Source organism: Solwaraspora sp. WMMD406 (assembly GCF_029626025.1).
In the GTDB taxonomy this organism is placed as follows: Bacteria; Actinomycetota; Actinomycetes; order Mycobacteriales; family Micromonosporaceae; genus Micromonospora_E.
Genome location: NZ_JARUBF010000001.1, coordinates 3,887,156 through 3,909,104, shown reverse-complemented (window position 1 = coordinate 3,909,104; position 21,949 = coordinate 3,887,156). Strand labels below are relative to the sequence as shown.

General features: G+C 71.2%; 18 protein-coding genes and 4 riboswitches. Of the genes, 5 read left to right on the top strand and 13 right to left on the bottom strand.

Translation table 11 applies throughout. The features are described 5' to 3' along the window. Positions 1 to 110 precede the first annotated feature (110 nt). A riboswitch (cobalamin riboswitch) is annotated at positions 111 to 322 on the top strand. Positions 323 to 454: 132 nt separating this feature from the next. From O7632_RS17180 to metE, 3 genes are all read left to right on the top strand, one after another. Next, positions 455 to 2,923: a ribonucleoside-diphosphate reductase subunit alpha gene (locus O7632_RS17180; protein ID WP_278115569.1), complete on the top strand. Its 2,469-nt coding sequence runs from the start codon at positions 455 to 457 to the stop codon at positions 2,921 to 2,923. Then, entirely contained in the window at positions 2,920 to 4,005 is a 1,086-nt protein-coding gene (locus tag O7632_RS17175; protein WP_278115567.1) for a ribonucleotide-diphosphate reductase subunit beta, read from the top strand. Before O7632_RS17180 ends, O7632_RS17175 begins: the two co-directional genes overlap by 4 nt. A 104-nt stretch (positions 4,006 to 4,109) precedes the next feature. Beyond that, positions 4,110 to 4,322: riboswitch (cobalamin riboswitch) on the top strand. A gap of 116 nt (positions 4,323 to 4,438) precedes the next feature. Continuing rightward, a complete protein-coding gene (gene metE / locus O7632_RS17170; protein WP_278115565.1) occupies positions 4,439 to 6,676 on the top strand; it encodes a 5-methyltetrahydropteroyltriglutamate--homocysteine S-methyltransferase in 2,238 nt (745 codons plus the stop codon). A gap of 70 nt (positions 6,677 to 6,746) precedes the next feature. Here metE and O7632_RS17165 read toward each other — a convergent pair whose 3' ends face one another. From O7632_RS17165 to O7632_RS17135, 7 genes are read right to left on the bottom strand one after another with little or no spacing between them, the layout of a single operon-like run. Then, positions 6,747 to 7,016 (bottom strand): superoxide dismutase, encoded by a 270-nt coding sequence (locus O7632_RS17165; RefSeq protein ID WP_278115563.1) that lies wholly within the window; start codon positions 7,014 to 7,016, stop codon positions 6,747 to 6,749. Positions 7,017 to 7,019: 3 nt separating this feature from the next. Next, positions 7,020 to 7,634: a superoxide dismutase gene (locus tag O7632_RS17160; protein WP_278115561.1), complete on the bottom strand. Its 615-nt coding sequence runs from the start codon at positions 7,632 to 7,634 to the stop codon at positions 7,020 to 7,022. Between the two features lie 49 nt (positions 7,635 to 7,683). Beyond that, entirely contained in the window at positions 7,684 to 8,613 is a 930-nt protein-coding gene (locus O7632_RS17155) for an ECF transporter S component (RefSeq protein ID WP_278115559.1), read from the bottom strand. After that, the gene (locus O7632_RS17150) at positions 8,610 to 10,223 is read right to left on the bottom strand and encodes an ABC transporter ATP-binding protein (protein WP_278115558.1); all 1,614 of its coding nucleotides are present in this window, start codon (positions 10,221 to 10,223) and stop codon (positions 8,610 to 8,612) included. Before O7632_RS17150 ends, O7632_RS17155 begins: the two co-directional genes overlap by 4 nt. Beyond that, positions 10,220 to 11,410, bottom strand: a complete 1,191-nt coding sequence (locus tag O7632_RS17145; RefSeq protein ID WP_278115556.1) for a CbiQ family ECF transporter T component — start codon at positions 11,408 to 11,410, stop codon at positions 10,220 to 10,222. Before O7632_RS17145 ends, O7632_RS17150 begins: the two co-directional genes overlap by 4 nt. After that, positions 11,411 to 12,346: a hypothetical protein gene (locus tag O7632_RS17140; protein WP_278120125.1), complete on the bottom strand. Its 936-nt coding sequence runs from the start codon at positions 12,344 to 12,346 to the stop codon at positions 11,411 to 11,413. Between the two features lie 32 nt (positions 12,347 to 12,378). After that, positions 12,379 to 13,839 (bottom strand): prenyltransferase/squalene oxidase repeat-containing protein, encoded by a 1,461-nt coding sequence (locus O7632_RS17135; RefSeq protein WP_278115554.1) that lies wholly within the window; start codon positions 13,837 to 13,839, stop codon positions 12,379 to 12,381. Between the two features lie 94 nt (positions 13,840 to 13,933). Then, positions 13,934 to 14,090, bottom strand: a riboswitch (cobalamin riboswitch). A gap of 158 nt (positions 14,091 to 14,248) precedes the next feature. Continuing rightward, positions 14,249 to 14,384: riboswitch (cobalamin riboswitch) on the top strand. An 84-nt stretch (positions 14,385 to 14,468) separates the two neighbouring features. Here O7632_RS17135 and O7632_RS17130 point away from each other — a divergent pair. Together O7632_RS17130 and O7632_RS17125 are read left to right on the top strand one after the other, a co-directional pair. Next, the gene (locus tag O7632_RS17130) at positions 14,469 to 15,512 is read left to right on the top strand and encodes a prenyltransferase/squalene oxidase repeat-containing protein (protein WP_278115553.1); all 1,044 of its coding nucleotides are present in this window, start codon (positions 14,469 to 14,471) and stop codon (positions 15,510 to 15,512) included. A gap of 37 nt (positions 15,513 to 15,549) precedes the next feature. Next, a complete protein-coding gene (locus O7632_RS17125) occupies positions 15,550 to 16,026 on the top strand; it encodes a hypothetical protein (RefSeq protein ID WP_278115551.1) in 477 nt (158 codons plus the stop codon). Here the strand turns inward: O7632_RS17125 and O7632_RS17120 are convergent. From O7632_RS17120 to O7632_RS17095, 6 genes are read right to left on the bottom strand one after another with little or no spacing between them, the layout of a single operon-like run. Beyond that, positions 15,951 to 16,706: a class I SAM-dependent methyltransferase gene (locus O7632_RS17120; RefSeq protein ID WP_278115550.1), complete on the bottom strand. Its 756-nt coding sequence runs from the start codon at positions 16,704 to 16,706 to the stop codon at positions 15,951 to 15,953. The genes O7632_RS17125 and O7632_RS17120 overlap by 76 nt on opposite strands. Next, complete coding sequence (locus O7632_RS17115; RefSeq protein ID WP_278115548.1) at positions 16,703 to 17,950, bottom strand: cytochrome P450; 1,248 nt, start codon at positions 17,948 to 17,950, stop codon at positions 16,703 to 16,705. The genes O7632_RS17120 and O7632_RS17115 overlap by 4 nt, the downstream gene beginning before the upstream one ends. Next, complete coding sequence (locus O7632_RS17110) at positions 17,947 to 19,746, bottom strand: non-ribosomal peptide synthetase (RefSeq protein ID WP_278115547.1); 1,800 nt, start codon at positions 19,744 to 19,746, stop codon at positions 17,947 to 17,949. The genes O7632_RS17115 and O7632_RS17110 overlap by 4 nt, the downstream gene beginning before the upstream one ends. Continuing rightward, a complete protein-coding gene (locus O7632_RS17105) occupies positions 19,733 to 20,470 on the bottom strand; it encodes a thioesterase domain-containing protein (RefSeq protein WP_278115546.1) in 738 nt (245 codons plus the stop codon). Before O7632_RS17105 ends, O7632_RS17110 begins: the two co-directional genes overlap by 14 nt. Further along, the gene (locus tag O7632_RS17100; RefSeq protein ID WP_278115545.1) at positions 20,467 to 21,669 is read right to left on the bottom strand and encodes a cytochrome P450; all 1,203 of its coding nucleotides are present in this window, start codon (positions 21,667 to 21,669) and stop codon (positions 20,467 to 20,469) included. Before O7632_RS17100 ends, O7632_RS17105 begins: the two co-directional genes overlap by 4 nt. 42 nt (positions 21,670 to 21,711) lie before the next feature. Then, on the bottom strand, positions 21,712 to 21,933 hold the full coding sequence (locus tag O7632_RS17095) for an MbtH family protein (RefSeq protein WP_278115543.1): 222 nt from the start codon (positions 21,931 to 21,933) through the stop codon (positions 21,712 to 21,714). Positions 21,934 to 21,949 lie beyond the last annotated feature (16 nt).

Below are 21,949 nucleotides of genomic sequence, written 5' to 3'. Positions count from 1 at the left end.
ATTAAACAAAAGATCCCCCGGGGTCGTCTCGTCCCACCGCGCGGCCACCATCTCGCCCGTCACCACGCGACACAGCATCTGGTGTTGTACAAGAACCACCAGACCCAGATATGGTGTCTCCCGCAGCTGGTTCGACCGCCGTCGCACGCGGTCGAGGCAACAGGGAACCCGGTGCGAATCCGGGACTGCCCCGCAGCGGTGAGTGGGAACGACCGCCGTCAACGAAGCACTGGACCGCAAGGTCTGGGAAGCGACGGCCAGTAGGCGACCAGTCGGGTCACGCCCACGAGTCCGAAGACCTGCCAGCGCGCCGCACGCGCCGCGTGCGGCGGTCGGAGGCCGCGCGGGACGGCCGACGCCATCAGCCGGGCCCGTCGGCAGACCTGCCGAGGGCGACCGGTGGCGTCTCCCCCTGCGCGCCCGTCGACCTGTCGATCGGTGTGAGGAGGGGGACATGACCGCGACAGCCGAACAGGCCACTGCGGACGGAGCCGTCACGGAGCGGCCCACGGCGGAGCAGCGCACGGCGGAGCAGCGCCCGCACGAGCAGCGCCCGCACGAGCAGCGCCCGCACGAGCAGCGCCGGCCCGCGATGCGGGTCCGCAAGCGCGACGGCGACACCGAACCGGTCGACGTCAACAAGATCGTCAAGGCGGTGGAGCGGTGGGTCGCCGACCTCGACGAGGTCGACCCACTCCGGGTCGCGACCAAGACGATCAGCGGACTGTACGACGGAGCCACCACCGCCGAGCTGGACAAACTCTCGATCCAGACGGCCGCCGAGCTGATCGGCGAGGAGCCGCAGTACTCGAAACTCGCCGCCCGGCTGCTGGCCGCGTTCGTGGACAAGGAAGTCCGGGGACAGGGCGTCGCCAGCTTCAGCCAGTCGATCCGCTACGCCCACGGCCTCGGACTGGTCGGCGACGACACCGCGGCGTTCGTGGCCCGCCACGCCCGTAAGCTCGACGATGCCATCGACCTCGACGGCGACCGACGCTTCGAGTACTTCGGATTACGGACCGTCGCCGACCGATATCTACTGCGGCATCCGCAGTCCCGGCTGGTGGTCGAGACCCCGCAGTACTGGCTGCTCCGGGTGGCCTGCGGGCTGTCCCAGACACCGGGCGACGCGATCGGCTTCTACCGGCTGATGTCCAGCCTGGCCTACCTGCCGAGCTCGCCCACCCTGTTCAACTCCGGCACCCGGCACACCCAGATGTCGTCCTGCTTCCTGGTCGACTCGCCCCGCGACGAACTGGACTCGATCTACGAGCGGTACCACCAGGTGGCGCGACTGTCGAAGTTCTCCGGCGGAATCGGCATCTCCTGGTCCCGGGTGCGCGGACGCGGCGCGTTGATCCGGGGCACCAACGGTCGGTCCAACGGGATCGTCCCGTTCCTCAAGACCCTGGACGCCGGGGTCGCGGCGGTCAACCAGGGCGGCCGGCGCAAGGGCGCGGCCTGCGTCTACCTGGAGCCGTGGCACCCGGACATCGAAGAGTTCCTGGAACTGCGGGACAACACCGGTGAGGACGCCCGACGTACGCACAACCTCAACCTGGCCAACTGGATCCCCGACGAGTTCATGCGCCGGGTCGAGGCCGACGCCGACTGGTCCCTGATCGACCCGTCGGACGCACCCGAACTGCCCGACCTGTTCGGTGAGGCGTTCGACGAGGCGTACCGCGCGGCGGAGAAGAAGGCGGTCCGCACGGTCAAGGCCCGCGACCTGTACGGGCGGATGATGCGGACCCTGGCGCAGACCGGCAACGGCTGGATGACGTTCAAGGACGCCGCCAACCGGCTGTCCAACCAGACCGGGATGCCCGGCAACACGATCCACCTGTCGAACCTGTGCACCGAGATCCTGGAGGTCAACGACGACACCGAGACCGCGGTGTGCAACCTGGGTTCGGTCAACCTCGGCGCGCACGTCACCGCCGACGGCGTCGACTGGGACAAGCTGCGCGACACGGTCCGTACGGCGGTGGTGTTCCTCGACCGGGTCATCGACATCAACTACTACCCCGCCCCGCAGGCGGCGGCCTCGAACCCCCGCTGGCGGCCGGTCGGGCTCGGACTGATGGGCCTGCAGGACGCCTTCTTCACCCTGCGACTGCCGTTCGACTCACCGCGGGCCCGGGAACTGTCCACCCGCGTACAGGAGGAAATCTTCCTCACCGCGCTGGAGACCTCGGCCGGACTCGCCGAACGGTTCGGCCCGCATCCGGCGTACGCCGAGACCCGGGCGGCGCGCGGCGAGCTGCACCCGGACCTGTGGGGTGCCGAGCCGGCGCAGGTGCAACGATGGGCCGCGCTGCGCGCGACGATCGCCGCGCACGGCCTGCGGAACTCGTTGCTGGTCGCGATCGCGCCGACCGCCACGATCGCCTCGATCGCCGGCTGCTACGAGTGCATCGAGCCGCAGGTGTCCAACCTGTTCAAGCGCGAGACCATGTCCGGGGAGTTCCTGCAGATCAACACCTACCTGGTCGGCGAGCTCAAGGCGCGCGGGCTGTGGACGGCGGCGATCCGCGACCAGATCAAGCGGGCCGAGGGATCGGTGCAGGGCATCGCGGAGCTTCCCCCGCAGGTACGGGAGCTGTTCCGTACCGCCTGGGAGCTGCCGCAGCGGGCGCTGATCGACCTGGCCGCCGCCCGGACCCCGTTCATCGACCAATCGCAGTCGTTGAACCTGTTCATGAGCGCCCCCACCATCGGCAAGCTGTCGTCGATGTACCTGTACGCCTGGAAATCCGGGCTGAAGACCACCTACTACCTGCGGTCGCGTCCCGCGACCCGGATCCAGCAGGCCACCGTCGCCATCGCCACCCCGGGCGTCACCCCGACCATCGCGGTCGGCGACGATGACGCGCTGGCCTGCTCCCTGGAAAACCCCGAAAGCTGCGAGGCCTGCCAGTGACCACGATTCCCGACACCCGTACCGCTGCCTCCGACGCCCGTACCACCGCGGGTGCCGCCGCCGGTGCCGCCCCGGGCGAGCGGCACCTGCTGCTCGACCCCGGCATGGACCTGACCCTGCGACCGATGCGGTATCCACGGTTCTTCGACCGGTTCCGTGACGCGATCAAGAACACCTGGACCGTCGAAGAGGTCGACCTGCACTCCGACCTCGCCGACCTGGCCCGCCTCACGCCAGCGGAGCGGCACCTGGTGTCCCGACTGGTCGCGTTCTTCGCCACCGGCGACACGATCGTGGCCAACAACCTGGTGCTCAACCTCTACCAGCACGTCAACTCGCCGGAGGGTCGGCTCTACCTGTCCCGGCAGCTGTTCGAGGAGGCGGTGCACGTCCAGTTCTACCTCAACCTGCTCGACACCTACGTGCCGGACGAGCAGGAACGCTTCGCGGCGTTCGCGGCGGTGGAGAACATCCCGTCGATCGCCCGCAAGGCCGAGTTCTGCTTCCGGTGGATCGACTCGATCTTCGAGCTCCGGGAGCTGCGTACCCGCGCCGACCGGCGGGCGTTCCTGCTCAACCTGATCTGCTTCGCCGCCTGCATCGAGGGCCTGTTCTTCTACGGCGCCTTCGCCTACGTGTACTTCTTGCGGTCCCGGGGGCTGCTCAACGGTCTCGCGTCGGGCACCAACTGGGTGTTCCGCGACGAGTCGATGCACATGGCGTTCGCCTTCGACGTGGTGGACACCGTCCGCGCCGAGGAGCCGGACCTGTTCGACGCCGAGATGGAACAGCAGGTGCGGGACATGCTCGCCGAGGCGGTCGAGTGCGAGGTGCAGTTCGCCGCCGACCTGCTCGAACAGGGCGTCTCCGGGATGTCCCTGACCGACATGCGCGAGTACCTGCAGCACGTCGCCGACCGGCGGCTGGCCGCACTCGGCATCGCACCGATGTACGGCTCGACCAACCCGTTCGCCTTCATGGACCTGCAGGACGTGCAGGAACTGTCGAACTTCTTCGAACGCCGGGTGTCGGCGTACCAGGTCGGGGTGACCGGATCGGTCACCTTCGACGACGACTTCTGACCAACGGAGTCGGCGCCACCCGCTCCCGCTCCCGCTCCCGTCCGGTCCCGACCGCCGGGCTCCGCTGCCACCCGCCCTCGTCCGGCCACCGCCGAGGTGCCCGTACGATGGCGGGTGGTGCTGGTTCGTTCCGCCCACCAGGCGGAACGTCGCAAGAGGGAACCCGGTGCGAATCCGGGACTGCCCCGCAGCGGTAAGTGGGAACGACCGCCGTCAACGAAGCACTGGACCGCGAGGTCTGGGAAGCGACGGCCAGTAGGCGACCAGTCGGGTCACGCCCACGAGTCCGAAGACCTGCCAGCGCTGCGCACACCGCCCGGTGTGCGTCGCCGGCGGCCTCGCGGGAGGGCCGGGGCGGAAGCCGTACCGTTGCCGGCTTTCCTCCCTGGTTCTTTTCCCGTGCCGCTGGGCACTTCGAGGGAAGGACCCTGTGGTGACAACCACCTTCGGCCAGAGCACCGTGCTCGGCTACCCGCGCATCGGCGCCAACCGCGAGCTGAAGAAAGCCGTCGAGAGCTACTGGGCCGGCCGTATCGACGCGGCGGCCCTGGCGGACACCGCCGCCACGCTGCGCGCCGAGGTCTGGCGGACCCTGCGCGACGCCCGGCTCGACGCGATCCCGTCGAACACGTTCTCCTACTACGACCACGTCCTGGACACCGCCGTCGCGGTCGGCGCGATCCCCGACCGGTTCACCCGACTGGGCCTGTCCGAACTGGACACCTACTTCGCGATGGCCCGGGGCGTCGACGCCGAGCCGGCGTTGGAGCTGACCAAGTGGTTCGCCACCAACTACCACTATCTGGTGCCGGAGATCGGCCCCGACACCGTGTTCACGGCGAACCCGACGAAGGCGTTGGCCGAGTACGCCGAGGCACGTGACCTGGGCGTCGTCACCCGGCCGGTGCTGGTCGGGCCGGCCACGTTCCTGCTCCTGGCCAAGGGGCACGACCCGTTCGCCCGCCTCGACGACCTGGTCGAGACGTACGCGCGGATCCTCACCGCGCTGGCCGACGCGGGCGTGGCCTGGGTGCAGCTCGACGAGCCGGCCTACGTCACCGACCGCAGCCCCGAGGAGATAGCCGCGCTCCGCCGCGCCTACACCCGGCTGGGCGACCTCACGCACCGGCCACGGATCTTCGTCGCCACCTACTTCGGCGACCTCGGCGACGCGCTGCCGGCTCTGCTGGCCACTCCGGTCGAGGCGATCGGCGTCGACCTGGTCGCCGGCCCGGACAACGTGAAGCGGCTGGCGGCCGCCGGCCCACTGCGCGGCAGGACCATCGTGGCCGGGCTGGTCGACGGCCACAACATCTGGCGGACCGACCTGCGGGCCGCCGTGGCGACCGGCGCCGTGCTCGCCGGACTGGCCGATCACGTCGCCGTCGCCACCTCCTGTTCGCTGCTGCACGTCCCGGTCGACCTGGCCGCCGAAACCCGGCTGGATCCCCGGCTGTCGGAGCGGCTGGCGTTCGCCCGGCAAAAAGTCGACGAGGTCGTCGCGCTCGGTCGCGCGCTGCGCGACGGGACCGGGCAGCTGCCGCCACCGCCTCCGGCCGCACCAGCGGGGTGGCGGCACGACGACGTACGTACCCGGCTCACCGCCCTGCGTCCGGTGGACCGCCAGCGCGGCGACTACGCCGACCGGGTAGCCGCCCAGCGGCGGCGGTTGGCGCTGCCGGCGTTGCCGACCACCACGATCGGATCGTTTCCGCAGACCGCCGAACTCCGCGCGGCCCGCGCCGAGCACCGGGCCGGGCGGCTCGACGACGCCGGCTACGTCCAGCGGATGCGCGCCGAGGTCGCCCACGTCGTCCGGCTGCAGGAGCGGCTCGGCCTTGACGTGCTCGTGCACGGCGAACCGGAACGCAACGACATGGTCCAGTATTTCGCCGAGCAGCTCGACGGGTGCGCCGCCACCGAGCACGGCTGGGTGCAGTCGTACGGCTCCCGCTGCGTCCGCCCACCGATCATCTACGGCGACGTGGCCCGCACCGCGCCGATGACGGTCGAGTGGTCCGCCTACGCCCAGTCGTTGACCGACAAGCCGGTCAAGGGCATGCTGACCGGCCCGGTCACCATCCTGGCCTGGTCATTCGTGCGTACGGACCAACCGCTGGCCGACACCGCCGATCAGGTGGCGCTCGCCCTGCGCGACGAGTGCCGCGACCTGGCGGCCGCCGGGATCGGGGTGATCCAGGTCGACGAGCCGGCCCTGCGGGAGACCCTGCCGCTGCGCCGGGCGGACCAGCAGGCGTACCTGGACTGGGCGGTCGCCGCGTTCCGCCTGGCGACCAGCGGGGTGGCCGACGACGTGCAGATCCACACCCACCTGTGCTACTCCGAGTTCGGTGAGGTGATCACCGCGATCGACGCCCTCGACGCCGACGTGACCAGCATCGAGGCGTCCCGCTCGAAGATGGAGGTCCTCGACGACCTCGCCGCGATCGGATACCGCCGGGGGGTCGGCCCCGGGGTGTGGGACATCCACTCGCCCCGGGTGCCGGCCCTGGACGAGGTGGTCGAGGCGGTACGCCGCGCGGTGGCGGCCGTCCCGGCGGACCGCCTGTGGGTCAACCCGGACTGTGGTTTGAAGACTCGCGGATACCCCGAGGTCGAGGCGTCGCTGCGGCACCTGGTCGCGGCCGCCGCGCGGGTGCGGGGAGACTGACGACACCACGCCGGGCGGACTTCACCGAAGTCCGCCCGGCGTGGGAGGTGTGCCAGCGCGGCCCGAGGTGTCAGTCGGTCGGCGGCGGCCGGTGCGTTCCTGCGGCCAGGTGCAGCGAGAGTTCCCGCACGAGATCGTCCATGGTCTGTCCGCTCTGGGCGCGGACCAGTCCGAGGGCGAGGTCGGCGAGCAGGTAGAAGCCGAGCGTCCGGGCGTGTTCCGAGGGAAAGTCCGCCAGCAGTGCCTCGGCGCCGTCGAGGTCGCCGCGATGTCGCGCGGCGATGACGCCGGCGGCGCGCTGGACGACGTCGGCCGCGGCGGGTACGGGGTGATCCGCCACCGGTCAGATCAACGGCTTCGCCGCGCGGGCGGCGGTGAACCGGGCCGTGACGTCGGCCCAGTCGACCAGGTCCCAGAGCCGGTCGACGTAGTCCGGGCGGACGTTACGGTACTGCAGGTAGTAGGCGTGCTCCCAGGCGTCGAAGACCAGGATCGGCGTCGACGCCTGACCGACGTTGCCGTGGTGGTCGTAGACCTGCTCGACGATGAGCCGTCGGCTCAGCGGTTCCCAGGCGAGCACGCCCCAGCCGGATCCCTGGACGCCCTTGGTGGCCGTGGACAGCTGACCGGCGAACGCCTCGAACGAGCCGAAGTGCTCGTCGATCGCGGCGGCCAACTCGCCGTCGGGACGGTCACCGCCGTCGGGCGAGAGGTTGTTCCAGAAGATCGAGTGCAGCACGTGGCCGGAGAGGTTGAAGGCGAAGGTCTTTTCCAGGCCGACCAGCGTCGAGTAGTCGCCCTTGTCGCGCGCCTCGGCGAGCTGGTCGAGCGCGTCGTTGCTGCCCTTGACGTATGCGGCGTGGTGCTTGCTGTGGTGCAGTTCGAGGATCTCACCGGACATGGCGGGTTCGAGCGCGCCGTAGTCGTAGGGCATGTCGGGCAACGTGTACACGGCCACAGAAGTTCCCTCCGTAGTGCCATCAGTGTGCTGTTGCCACTATTTTGCATCATCGGCCGGGCGGGTCGCCCGCGCGGTGCGCGACCACGTCCGCCGCCGTCGTCGGCGGAGGGGACGGCGTGGGGACCTCCACCGGCGTGGTGACCTCCGCCAGTGCGTCGAACTCCACCGGCGCGTCGAAGGCCGCCCGACGGGCGGCCCGGCGGAGCACGGTCAGCACCGCCGGGCCGGCGAGCAGGAGCGCGACCCCGTTGGTCAGCGCGCGACCGGTGTCCCACCCGAACGTGGAGGTGGTGACGGTGAAGACGGCGAACCGGTGCAGGTTGTCCAGAACCGGGTCGCCGGGGACGAAGTCGAGCTGGGTGCCCTGGGCGAGGTACGGCCAGAACCACATGTTCATCAGGAAGCCGTACAGGTAGGCGGCCACGACTCCGTACAGGGCGAGCAGGGCGATTTCCGCCTTGCCCCTGGGGCGGCGCGGGAGCAGACCGGCACCGAGGCCGACCCAGGCGGCGGCGATCATCTGGAAGGGCAGCCACGGACCGACGCCCGCGGTCAGCAGCGCCGAGGCGAACAGACTGGTGCAGCCGAGCACGAACCCGAACCCGCTGCCGAACACCCGACCGGCGAGCACGAGCAGGAAGAAGACCGTTTCGATACCGGCCGTACCGGCGCCCAGCGGCCGGAGCGCGGCGTTGACGGCAGACAGTACGCCGAGCATGGCCAGGGTCTTGGTGTCGATCCCACCGGAGGTGAGCTCGCTCAACACGATGGCGATGAGCAGCGGCAGGATCAGCACGAACATCAGCGGAGCGTCGTCGGCGTGCGCGATCGCGGTCGGGGCGGGCGCGGCGAACAACGGCCAGAAGAACATGGCCAGGCCGGCGGTCGACACGAGGCCGAGCACCAGCGCACCGCGTACCTTGACGCGCACCAGCGTCCGGCCGCTGGTCCGGGTGGCCTTCGTCGCGCCGCTCATCCCGTGGTTCCGGCCAGCGCGGCGGCCACTTGGTCCACGGTGAGCCACGGCGCGGGCGCCAGGATCTTCGCGACCTGCGGCGCGAACGCCGGAGAGGCGACGACGACCTCGGCGGTCGGGCCGTCGGCGACGATCTCCCCTTCGGCTATGACGAGCACCCGGTCGGCGACCGCCGCCACGAACTCCACGTCGTGGGTGGCGACGACGACCGCGCGTCCATCGGCGGCGAGGCGGCGTACCAACGCCGCGAAGTGTCTCTTGCCGGGGTAGTCGAGGCCACGGGTCGGCTCGTCCAGCAAGACGACGGTGGGCGCGGCGGCCAGCTGGATGGCCAGGACCAGGGCCAACTTCTGTCCCTCGGACAGGTCCCGGGGATGCTGCTGGTCCCCGATGCCGGGCACGAGATCGTCGAGCAGCGCGCGGCATGTGCCAGGCGGCGAGCCGGACTCGCGGTCGGCCTGTGCGCATTCGGCCTCGACGCTGTCGAGATACAACAGATCACTGGCAGTCTGCGGAACGAGCCCGACGATGGCGCGGGCCCGGTGTGCCGGTCGGTCCCGAGGGTCGACCCCACCGACGTCCACCTGGCCGCCGTGCCGTGGACCGGATCCCTGCAGCGCCCACAGCAGGGACGACTTCCCTGATCCGTTACGGCCCATCAGCGCGGTCACCGAACCCGCCGAGAAGTCGACGCCGACGCCGCGTACGGCGACGACCGGACCGTACCGGACGACGATCCCCCGGGCACGCAGCAGGACCGGACCGGTGGCGTCGGGACAGGTTGGTGGCGGCCCGGTGTCGGCGAGCCGGGTACGCAGCTCGCCGGCCCGGCGTCGGGCGTCGCGCACCGACAGCGGGAGCGGGTTCCAGCCGACGAGGCGTCCCAACTCGACGACCGGTGGGGCGACCACGGCGGTGGCCAGGACGTCGCCGGGTGTCCCGGACGACACGGTGGCGTCGCCGGCGAGGTAGATGAGGCGATCGGCGTATTGGACGACCCGCTCCAGCCGGTGTTCGGCGACGACGACGGTGATGCCGAGATCGTGGACGAGACGGGTGATCGCCGCGAGGACGTCCTCCGCGGCCGTGGGGTCGAGCGAGGACGTGGGCTCGTCGAGAATCAGCACCATGGGGTGCGCCGTGAGGGCGGCCCCGATCGCCACCCGTTGCTGCTGCCCGCCGGAGAGGGTACGCAGCGGACGGCGGCGCAGGTCGGCAATGCCCAGCAGGTCGAGGGTCTCCTCGACCCGCTTGCGCATCACGGCGGCGGGGACGGCGAGTTGTTCCATCCCGTAGGCGAGTTCCTCCTCGACGGTGTCGGTGGTGAAGCCGGCGAGCGGGTCCTGCCCGACGACCCCCACCAGGTCGGCGAACTCGCGGGGCGGATGATCACGGGTGCTCCGGCCGGCGACGGTGACCCGACCACTCAGTCGCCCACCGGTGAAGTGCGGTACGAGTCCGTTGACGGCACGCAGTAACGTCGACTTCCCCGCGCCGGTCCGGCCGGCGACCAGGCACAGCTCCCCTTCGGCGATGCTCAGTGTCACGTTCGACAGCGCCGCTGTCGCGGCCCCGGGATAGGTCACCGTGACATCGTCGAACTCGATCATCCGCGGACGACCTCCGCTCGCAGCTGATGGTGCGTGGTGTGTGCGACCGGCGCGGCGGGGTCGACCGGCGTGGTGTGTGCGACCGGCGCGGCAGGTGGATCGGTCTCCGGCGGTGGCGGCGGCGCCAGCCAGGCGGGCAGCGCCGCGAGGAGGATCGACGCCGCCGGTAGCGGCATGACCTCAGGCCAGTGCGGCGGGCTCGACGACGGGTAGAGGGTGGCAGGGTCGATCCGGGTGGTCAGGTAGAGCCCGACCGCTGCCACCAGCCCGCAGGCCGCGACCAGCAGCTCGGCGCCGCCGAAGCGGTCCGGCCGGTACGTGGTGCGCAGCACCCGCCGACCGCTGATCGCCAGGCCCGCAGCGGCGACGCCCAGTCCCACCGCCAGCATCGGCACGCCCAGGTAACGCGGGGTGGTCGGGTCCATCAGCCCGTACATCCCGACGCAGGTTCCGCACAGGCCACCGATCACGAGCGCGCCGGTCAACGCGTACGCCCCGGCCGCCTGCTGGCCGCGCCGGCCGTAGCCACGGGAGTCCATCGCGGCGGCGAGCGCCAGGGACCGGTCCAGCGCGTCGGCGAGTACCGGGATGACGATGCCGCGCAGGGCACGAACACCGCTGCGACGGGCCCCGCGCAGCCGCCGGGCCCGTCGGACCCGCAGCACGCTTTCGACCAGTTGCGGGGCAACCGACAGCGCCACCACGACAGCGGTGCCGACGTCGTAGAGCGCGCCGGGTACGGCCCGGAGCAGCCGCTTCGGGTTGGCCAGCGCGTTCGCCGCGCCGAGGCAGATCACCATGGCCGCCAGCCGCAGACCGTCGTAGCCGCCGCCGAGCACCTGTTCCAGGGCGACCGGGCCGAGCAACCGGATCCCAGCCGCCCACTCGGGTAGCGGGATCTCCGGCAAGGTGAACAGGACGTGCTCGCCCTGGCCACCGCCGAACACGATCCGGAACAGGATCCGGGACAGCACGATGATTCCGCCGAGCCACAGGTAGAGGCGGAACCCGAGGGCCCACGGCGCGTCGGTACGGCGCGCCGCGACCACGAAGGCCGCCACCCCGATGATGAGCGCGAGCAACAGCGGATTCGTCGTACGGGTCGCGGCGGCGGCCAGGCCGAGCGCCCAGAGCCACCAGGCACCCGGGTGCACCGCCCTCGGCACCCGAGCACGCCGCAGCGGCACCTATCCGCTCCGACCCCGCCGGCGCGCGGTCACCACCGCGGCGACCGTGACCAGCAGCAGCAGGCCGACACCGACCACGGTCATCGTCGGCAGCCCGGAGCGCTGCCCCGACACTGGATCGACGTCCCCGGTCCAGGCCTCACCCCGGGCGCTGGAATCGGTCGCCGCCGACGGGACCGTCGGATCCGGGGCCGCCGCGCTGGCCGTGGTCGACGATCCACTCGGCGTCGTCGTCACGTTCCGGGACGGTGTCGACATACCGGGCCGCGTCGTCGCGGGCTGGCCTGGCTCAGGTCCGTTCTGCGAGGATCCGGGCTGGCCGCGGGTCGGCGTGGTCGGCGTGGTTGGCGACGGGTTCGGCGGCGGAGGCAACGTCGTCCGGGACGGTGGCGGCGGTGGTGGGGGTGGCGGCGCTGGGGTCGATGGTGGTGGCTGCGGTACGGGACGTACTGGTGCCACGCCAGGAGACGGGCTGGTCGACGCCGTCCTGTTCTTGGAGAACGACCAGCCCTCGAAACTGCCCGGCGGAGGTTTGCGCGCTGTCACACCGCGTTGGCTGTAGGTCCACGCGCCGCCGTTGGAGGCGTGCCAGTAGGACCAGTACGCGTTCGCCGGTGGGGTGTCGACACACGGTTCCTCGGCGACCGTCGGCTTGCCCTCGATCCGGCAGACGAACGATTCGCCCCAACGTGCGGTGCCGGTGATCGAGATCCCGGCGTTCTTCAAGGCCGCGTGACCGGTGGCTTGATCGCCGACGGCGCAGCGGACGATCGTCGGACCGCCCAGTTCCTGAAAGTCGACGACGACGGTGACTCCGTTGTCGTCCGGGCAGAATCCCGACCGACCGACGGCGGTCGCCGGATCCGCCGGTGCCACGGCCGTACCGGCGGTGAGGAGCACCACGGTGAGCAGTCGGACCGCCCGCCCCCCGGCCACTGTGCTCCGGGCCGACACCGCAGGCGTCGTGGTCACGGCCGGGCCTTGCGGCGGCGGGACGCCAGGATCAGACCGACTCCGGCGAGGACCGTCATGCCGCCGACGAGGCCGTACGCCGCGATCGGGGAACCGGTGGTGGGAAGTCGCCCACCGGTGGGCGGCGCGGTCGTCGCCGGTGCCGTGGTCGGGCCGGCGGTGGTCGTCGGCGACGGTGCCGTGGGGCTGGTACTCGGAGTCGGGGTGCCGCTCGGCGATCCGGTGGGTGACGCTGTCGGTGACGTCGTCGGCGTCGGCGACGTGGTCGGGTCCGCTGTCGGTGACGGTGACGTGGTCGGAGTAGCCGTCGGGGTCGGGGTGCCGGAGCCGATCTGTCCGAACGGCACCTGCGCCAGGCCGAGGACGGCCTGGGCACTGGCCCGGCGCCACTGGTCCAGTTCGAACTCGCCGATGCCGTTCGCGGCGGCCGCGACGAGTGCGTCCGGCGTGTACGCGATCGCGCCGACGTGGGCCGAGGCGGCCCCGGCGTTGCCGGCGGTGATCTGCTGTGCGGCGACGAACGCGGCGGCCCGACCGGCGGCGGCGGACTCACCGGCCGCCGCCAGGGCCTGCCCGGCCAGACCGGTGCTGTTGGTGTTGGGATAGGCGGTGAACCCGGAACCGCTGAAGGAGCCGTCGGCGGCCTGCACCGACAGCAACCACGACGTGGCGGCGGCCACCGGTTCGCTGGTGCCACTGGCTCCGGCGTCGGCGGCCGCGAGCAGCGCCTGGACCGCCATCGCCGTAGCATCGACCTCCATGTTCTGCTCGGTCGCCGGATCCGCCGCGCAGGAGGTGCCGGCGGCGCCCGGGTAGAGCCGGAACCCGCCGCCGGGACACTGCTGCCTGAGTAGGAAATCGACCATCGGCTGCGGTACGCCGCCGGATCGGGCCAGCCCGGTCACCGCCAACGACTGGCCGAACAGGTTCGACCCGGCGGTGGTGTCGAGGTTGACGTCGTACAGCCACCCTGCCTTGGCGCCCTGGTCAGCGCCGTAGATCAAGTCCAGGGTGCGCTGACGCCAGTCGTACCCGCCGAAGTCGGTGGGGTCGGCGCCGGTGACGACAGCCGCGAGAAGAACCTTCGCCGTCGAACCGCCGGTCACGAAATCGCCCGTCTCCGTGCGGATCGCGGCGTAGCCGTCGGCGTCGACGGCGAGTGCCTCGGTGACGGCCACGGCCGCCTCGGGTTCGGCGCCGGCGGCCCGCAACGCGAACAGCGCGTCGATGGTCAGCCCCCAGTCGGTGCCGACGAAGCCGGGTAGGCCGCCGTCGACGAGCTGACCCGCCAGCCAGCGGGAGCCGGCCTGGGCGGCGTCTGGGTTGGCCGCCGCCGGTAGGGCAGCCCATCGCAGGGCGGGTCCGGCGGACGACATGAGGCCGACCCCGGTGCCGGCCGCGATCAAGGCCAAGGCGGCGAGGGCCGGCAGGATCCGGCTGAGGGAGCCACGAACCATGGAGAAGACCTTTCGGAGCGGTGACCGAAACCGCATCCGCCCGGCCGCACGCGACCATGGCCGACCCGGGCTCGATCCGTAGACCACGACGTTCTGAGCCGCTCACTCCACAGTCGGGCATTCCGGCTCGCGCACCAGTACTGATGGGACACACCGGCGCGCATACGGTTGCGGGTCAGCGCCGGCCTCGCACCGGCTTCCCCCGCCTGGGAGCACATTCAGTTGTGACGAGCCGCTACCGAGTATGTCAGACGCGCCGACGCACCCGTCCGCACCGGACGTCGACGGCGGCGGCCAATCGGTTCGAATAGCGGATCTGGTCAGCGGTTGACAGCCACCTCGTCGGTGATCCCCGCCACGGAAGCCACCTCGATCGCGTTCTGGCCGTTGACGACCTGAACGAGCCGTGCCCACACTGTCCGCAGCAGATCCGTTCCTGAACGTCGATGGGGGAAGTCCGGTCGGAAGCCGGCGCTGGCCCGCAACGGTAGGCGGCGAACACCTCGCCGCGAGCCCGAGTACCCATCGACGTACAGCTGCAGAGTTCCTCACCCGTCGTGGCCCACGGGTCGGAGCCGCCCGGTCCGCCTGGGCTGCCTCGACGCCCGGGGCCGGAAAGGCGCCGCCCGATGGCCGTTCACCGCCACCGCGACCGTTTCCGACTCGTCACCACCGTTGTGCTCACCGTACTGGCGCTGACCGTGACCGCGGCCGTGCCGGCCGCCGCCACCCCACCGCAGACCCACCACCGCGTCGACGCGGCCGCCGGCTGGCTCGCCCGGCAGATGGTCGACGGGGAGCGCTTCGAAGTCGTCTTCGGCGGCGTCGCCTACCCCGATCAGGGCCTCACCATTGACGCGATCTTCACCTTCGCCGCCGCGAAGGAGGCCGACACCTACGCGACCAACGCCACCGCCTGGCTCGCCGAACCGGCGGTGATCACCGGGTACATCGGGGACGGCACGGAGGCGTACGCGGGCGCCACCGCCAAGCTCGCGCTCGGTGTGCAGGTCCGCGGCCTCGATCCGACGTCGTTCGGCGGTGTCGACCTGTTCGCCCGGCTCACCGGACTGATGGCACCCTCGGGCCGGTTCTCCGACCAGTCCGCGTTCGGCGACTACAGCAACATGTTCAGCCAGTCGTTCGCCGTCATCGCCCTGGACCGGGCCGGTGGCGCACCAGCACAGGCCGTGTCGTTCCTGGCCGACAGCCAGTGCCCGGACGGCGGGTTCCCGCTCCAGTTCGCCCAGGCCACCTGCAGCAGCGACGTCGACGCCACCGCGATGGCCGTTCAGGCACTGGTGGCGGCCGGCGAGTGGCACGAGGCCCAGACAGCGGCACAGTGGTTGATCTCCGTACAGGCCACCGACGGGTCCTTCAGCGCCGGCGGCGTGGCCAACGCCAACAGCACCGGCCTGGCCGCCCAGGCGCTGGCGGCGTCCGGACGGCTGCTGGCCTGGTGGCAGGCCCGCCAGTTCCTGCTCGGCCTGCAGGTCGACTGCGCCGGAAGCGCTGCCGACCGGGGGGCGATCGCCTACACCACCTCCGGGTTCGACCCCACCACCGCGCCCCGGGCCACCGCCCAGGCCGTACCCGGACTGGCCGCCGCCAGCCTCGTCACCCTGTCGGCCAACGGTTCCCGACCGGACGCACCGACCCTGGCCTGCGGCTAGGCCCGTCAGGCCGCGGCACCCCGCCCACGGAGGAAACATGACAACACTGATCCGCCGCCGTATCGCGGCACTCGCCACCATCGTCATGGTGGCGGCCGGTCTGGTCGCGGTCGACCCCCTGACCCGGCCGGCGCACGCCGCCGCCTGTGCACCCGGAACCGGCGTCACCGTGGTCGTCGACTTCACCGCCTTCGGCCTCGGCGTCCAGACCAACTGCTACCTCGGTGACCCACCCACCGGCCTCGCCGCTCTGCAGGGCGCGGGCTTCACGCCGACCGGAACGGTGCGGTGGGGCCTGGCGTTCGTCTGCCGGATCGACGGGCTGCCCACCGCAGCCACCGAACCATGTGTCAACACCCCGCCGGTCAACGCCTACTGGTCGTACTGGCACGCCACGCCCGGCGGTACCTGGAACTACAGCAGCCTCGGCGCGGGCAGCTACAACCCGGCCGTCGGCACCGTCGAGGGCTGGCGCTTCGGCTCCGGCCAGGCGCCGTCGATCACCCCGCCCTGATCACCCGACTCGCGTACCCGGCACAAGGTGAGACCGTCGAAGGCGGGCACCATGCCGCAGTCCACGCGGGGGTCCACCGCGATCTTGCGGTTCAGGCGGTCGAGAGCGCGGTACTGCGGTCGCATCCGCTCGTACTCGGGATCGTCGGTGGGCGCCTCCGGATCGACCACACGTCCGAAATGGAGAGTGTTGTCGACGATGACGAGCGCGCCCGGCCTGGCCAGCCGCAACGCGGCCTCGTAGTAGTGGTCGTACCGTTCCTTGTCGGCATCGATGAAGATCAGGTCGAACGGATCCGTCATCGCGTCGAGAACCTGCTCGGCCTCGCCCGTGACCGTTTCGATCCGATCGCCGACACCCGCACGGTCCCAGAAGGGGCGGGCGATGTCGAGCCACTGCTGGTTGCGTTCGATCCCCAGCACGGTGCCGTCGGCGGGAACGCCGGTAGCCAGGCACAGCGTGCTGTAACCGGTGAAGACCCCGATCTCGAGCACCCGTCGGGCGCCGGTCAACAGGGTCAGCAGGGTCAGCAGCCGACCCTGTTCCGGCGGCACCTGCATCATCGCCTCCGGAAGGGCGGCGGTCCGTTCGCGCAGGCCGCGAAGCGCGTCGCTCTCCGGAGCGGAGCATTCCCGAACGTACGTCAGCAGATCAGGAGTGATCTGGAGGTAGTTGATCATCTGCCGTCACCACCCGCGAGACTCGTCCGCACCGGCAGACGCGTGATCCCGGCGACGAAGTTCGACCGCAGATGCCGTACCGGACCGGCCAGTTCGAAATTGGTGACGACCCGACGCATCTCGGCGAACACCATCCGCAGCACGATCCTGGCCAGTGGAGCCCCGACGCAGAAATGGGGACCGTACCCGAAGGCGATGTGCCGGTTCGGCGAGCGCGTCACGTCGAACCGGTACGGATCGACGAAGACCGACGCGTCCCGGTTGGCCGAACCCAGCCACACCGCGACCGCCTCGCCGGCGGAAATCCGCCGCCCGGCAACCGTGGTGTCCCGGATCGCGTAGCGCATGAAGTGGTTCGCCGGCGAGGACCAGCGCAGCGCCTCCTCCACCGTACGGTCCACGAGTCCCGGGTCGTCGACCAGCCGCCGGTAGGCGTCCGGGTCGGCGACGAACGCCGCCGCGCTCGCCGAGATCACGTGCGGCGTCGTGACGTTGGCACCCAGCAGCAGGCTGTAACAGTTGTAGACGGCTTCGTCGAGGCGCAGTTCCCGGCCGTCGAGGCGGATGCCCAGCAGCGTGCCGACGAGATCGTCACGGGCCGGATCGCGGTGGCGGATCCGATCGCGGAAGTATCCGAACAGCGCGTGGTGGCTCGTCGCCAGCGTGGTGTCCGGATCACCGGTGCCGAAGTCCGGATCGTCGGGGGCGATCGCGGCCCAGGTCCATCGGATCAGATCCGGCCAGTCCTGCTCCGGCAGCCCCATGAGCGTGCCGGTGAACGCCATCGGCAGCCGCGCCGCAGCCGCCGCCAGGTCCCACACTCCCCCGTCGCGGGCCGGATCGAGCGCGGTACGGACCGCCGACCGGAGCATCTCGGACCGTTGCGCCAAAGCGCGAGCTGACAGGGCATGGTTGAGCGGCTCCCGCAGCAGCGCGTGCCGAGGGGGGTCGGTCGCGGCCATCATCTTGCCGCCGGCCGGGTCGCCCCGGTCCAGTGCGCACAGCAGCGTGCCGCGTTCCGAGGTGAACGTCTCGTGGTCCCGCAGGACCCGGCAGGCGTCGGCGTGCCGGGTCACCGACCAGAACCGCCGTCCGTCGGGCAGGGTCTGCCGGTGCGCCGGAGCGTTCACCCGCAACCAGTGCCAGACCGGGTGCGGGTCGCCGTCGGCGTACCAGCCGGGGTCGAACAGGTCCACCTTGTCGATGTCGACATGGTCGTCGCCGGCTGGTCGCGTGATTCTCATGTCCGCTCCGCCGGGATGCTTCCCCGCTCGACGACGGTGCTTCCCCGCTCCGCGACGGTGCTTCCCCGCTCGACGACGGTGCTTGCCCGCTCGACGAGTCGGGCGAGTCCGGCCACCGTCGGGTTCTCGTAGAAGGACCGGGGAGCCACGGCGACCCCGAAACTGTCCGCCACCTCGTTGGTGATCTGCATGCTCACCAGCGAGTACCCACCGAGTTCGTAGAAGTCGTCGTCGACACCGACCGACGAGACCTCCAGCAGATCCATCCAGAGCGTGGCGAGCGCCTCCTCCACCGGGGTCCGGGGCGCGACGTAGGGCGCGGTGACGTTGCGCTCCTGACACACCGGACGAGCGACGAGCGCCGCCCGGTCGACCTTGCCGTTGCCGGTGAGCGGCAGGCGGTCGACCGGGACCAGCGACGACGGCACCGCGTACGCCGGCATCTGCTCCCGCAGAGTGCGCCGCAGCGCCAACAGCGACGCCGGCAGGATCGGATCGAGCACCACGAAAGCGATCAGGCGACGGGTGCCGGTGACCGACGGCGTGGCGACCACGGCCGCGTCGCGGACGCCGTCCGCCGCCACGAGCGCCGCCTCGACCGCCTCGGGCTCGACCCGAAAGCCGCTGATCTTGACCTGTCGGTCGACCCGACCGTGGAACTCCAGCGTCCCGTCGGGACGGCGACGCGCGAGATCCCCGGTCCGGTACATCCGCGCCCCGGCGGACCGGGCGAACGGATCCGCGAGGAAGCGCCGCGCGGTGGCTCCCGGCCGTCGGGCGTAACCGGTCGCCACCCCCTCGCCGCCGGTGTACAGCTCTCCGATGTGGCCGTCCGGCACCGGCCGCAGCCGGCCGTCCAGGATGTACGTGGTGGTTCCGTCGATGGGCGGACCGATCGGTACGGGGCCGGTCCCGACCGGATCCGTGACCCGATGGCAACAGGTGAACGTGGTGTTCTCGGTGGGACCGTAGCCGTTGACCAACCGTACGCCGGGCAGCTCGGCCAGGACCCGGTCCGTGTGTGCGGCGGAGAGCACGTCGCCGCCGGCCAACAGATACCGCAGACCGGCCAGTGCCTCGATCTGCGTGTCGACCATCTGGTGAAACACCCCGGCGGTGAACCAGGCGATGGTCACCCGGTGTTCCCGGATGACCTGGGCGAGGTCGGCCAGCGACAGGGCTCCGGCGGGCGGCAGCACGATCCGCGCGCCGGCGGCCAGCGGTGCCCAGATCTCGAAGGTCGACGCGTCGAAGGCGAGCGGTGCGGCGTGCAGCACCGCGTCGCCGGGCCCCACCTGGACGTAGGTGGGTCGATGAACCAGCCGCCAGACCGCCCGATGCGGGATCCGGACGCCCTTGGGTCGACCCGTGCTGCCGGAGGTGTAGGCGACGTACGCCGTACCGCTGGGGTGGGCCGCGCTCCGCCGGCCGGCCGTCGGTCCGGGATCGTGGCCGCACAGCTCGACGCAGGCGGCGTCGTCGAGCGACACCGTCGCCCCGGCGTCCCGGCGGATCCGCTCCCGCTGCTCGGCTGGCAGCTGTGCGTCGAGGGCCAGGTAGGCCGCGCCCGCCCGTAGAATCCCGAGCAGCGCGACGATCGTCGACACCTGCCGGGACGCGGTCAGCGCGACCGTGTCACCCGGGCCGATTCCCCGCGCGGCCAGCCCCGCCGCGACCCGACCGGCCTGTGTGTCGAGGGACGCGTACGTCACCGGCGGACGACCGGGACCGTCGACCGCGACCGCGTCCGGGCGCAGGTCCGCCTGTGCCGCGACGAGTTGATCAACGGTACGCATCCACGCTCTCCTTCAGGTCGGCCGCCAGCTCTCCCCGCAGGGCCAGGGGTGCGGACAGGAAGCTGTGATGCCCGCCGCTGAGCGTCACGTACCGAACCTGGTCGGAGTAGCTGCTCCACCCGTCCATCAGGTCGGTGGGGACCTCGCGGTCGTCGCTCCAACCGATCACGGTGATCGCCACGGGCAGTCGTCGTGGACGTTCGAGCCGGTACCGCCGGTTGGCCGCGACGTCCGCGCGCAGGACGTCCAGCCACATGTCCAGATAGGCGGCGTTCGGCTCGCCGCCCATCGCGCGGACCAGACTGGCCAGCTCCTCGGCCAACTCTCCGTCGGTCATCGTCAGGAACCGGCCATGCGGGCCGTCGTGCGGCGCGACCTGCGACGACACGAACAACCTGACAGGTGGTCGCGCGCCGCTGCGGTGCAGGTGCAGCGCGGTCGCGTAGCAGGCCAGGGCGGAACTGCAGTGACCGAACAACGCGTAGGGACGATCCAGCCACGGCAGCAGATCGGCGGCCAGGCTCTCGGCCAACGCCTCGTAGGTGCCGTAGTGCGGCTCGGCGATGCGGTTCTCCCGCGCGGGTGGTTGCACCGGACAGATCTGGGCCGGACCGATGTGGCGCGGCCACCGGGCGTACATGGACGCGCCGACTCCGGAGTACGGCAGGCAGAACAGATAACTGCCTGCCGCGCGGTCCGGGCGGCGCAACAACCAGCCGCTCATCCGGCCTCCTTTGGCGTGAGTCGTACCGGCAGAGCCGAGAATCCCCAGATGAGGTTCGACGCCATCCGCCGGGCCGGGGCCACTGGTTCCACCTCGTGCACCTGGTCGAGCAGCTCGGCGAAGAACGCGTTCAGCTCGGCGGTGGCCAGGGCGGATCCGAGGCAGAAGTGGGGGCCGTGGCCGAACGCCAGGTGCCGGTTGGGGCGCCGAGCGACGTCGAAGGCGTCCGGTTCGTGGAAGACCATCTCGTCGCGGTTCGCCGCCGGCAGCCAGCAGGCGACCTGGTCGCCCTCGGCGATCCGCGCTCCACCGAGATCGACGTCCCGTACCGCCGTCCGTAGGACGTGCATCGCCGGGCTCGTGTATCGCAGCACCTCTGGCACCCCGGTGGCCAGCAGACCCGGGTCGGCTCGCAGTCGCCGCCACTGGTCCGGATGGTCGGTCAAGGCCAGCAGCCCGCCGAGGACGGCGTGGCGGGTGGTCTCGTTGCCGCCGGAGATCAGTCCGTTGCAGTTGAGGATGATCTCCTCTTCGGTGAGCGGCCGGCCGTCGATCTCACCGTGGGCGAGCGCGCTCAGCACGTCGTCGGCCGGGTCCGCACGTCGTTGCGCGAGGAGATCGGTGAAGTAAACGAACAACTCGGTGTGCGCCTGCGCGATCTTCGCCGGCCGCCGGTCCTGGGACGCGTCGGCGTCGTCGGCCGCGCCGAAGGCGACCATCGTCCGCTCGAGCAGGTACGGCCAGTCCGCTCGGGGCACCCCCAGCAGATCGGCGACGACGGACGCCGGCAGCCGTGCCGCCGCCGCGGCGATGTCGCCGCCGCCTGCCTTCACCTCGTCCGCGACGATCTCCGCCGCCGTACGCCGTATCGTGTCCCGCAATCGCCCCACCACGCGGGGCGTGAACGCGGTGTTGACCAGGCGTCGGATGCGTTCGTGCCGAGGTGGATCGCTGATGATCATCATCTTTCCGGCCGCCGCCCGGACAGCGGCGGGGTCACCGTCGAGGCGCATTCCTCGCTCGGACACGAAGGTCTCCGGCGACGAGAGCACCTCGACGGTGTGTCGGTGACTCAACACCGCCCAGAACACGGTGCCGTCGGGACGTCGATTGCGGTACACCGGGCCACGGGCGCGCAGCGCCGCCCAGACGGGTTCCGGACGACCACGCGCGTACAACCCGGGATCCGCCAGGTCCACCTCCCCGACCGTCCCGCTCCGCGAGGACAGGGTGCCCGGCATTCAGTCCTGCCTGCCGTCCATCGCCTCGGCCAGGCTGCGCGGACGCATGTCGGTCCAGTGCTCCTCCACGTATTCGATGCTGGCGGCGCGGCTGTCCGGCCCGAAGACCACGGTCCAGCCGGCCGGGACGTCGGCGAAGGTGGGCCACAGGGAGTACTGGGCCTCGTCGTTGATCAGCACGAAGAACGTGCCGTCCTCGTCGTCGAAGGGGTTCGTCGTCATCATCGTCCTTTCGGAG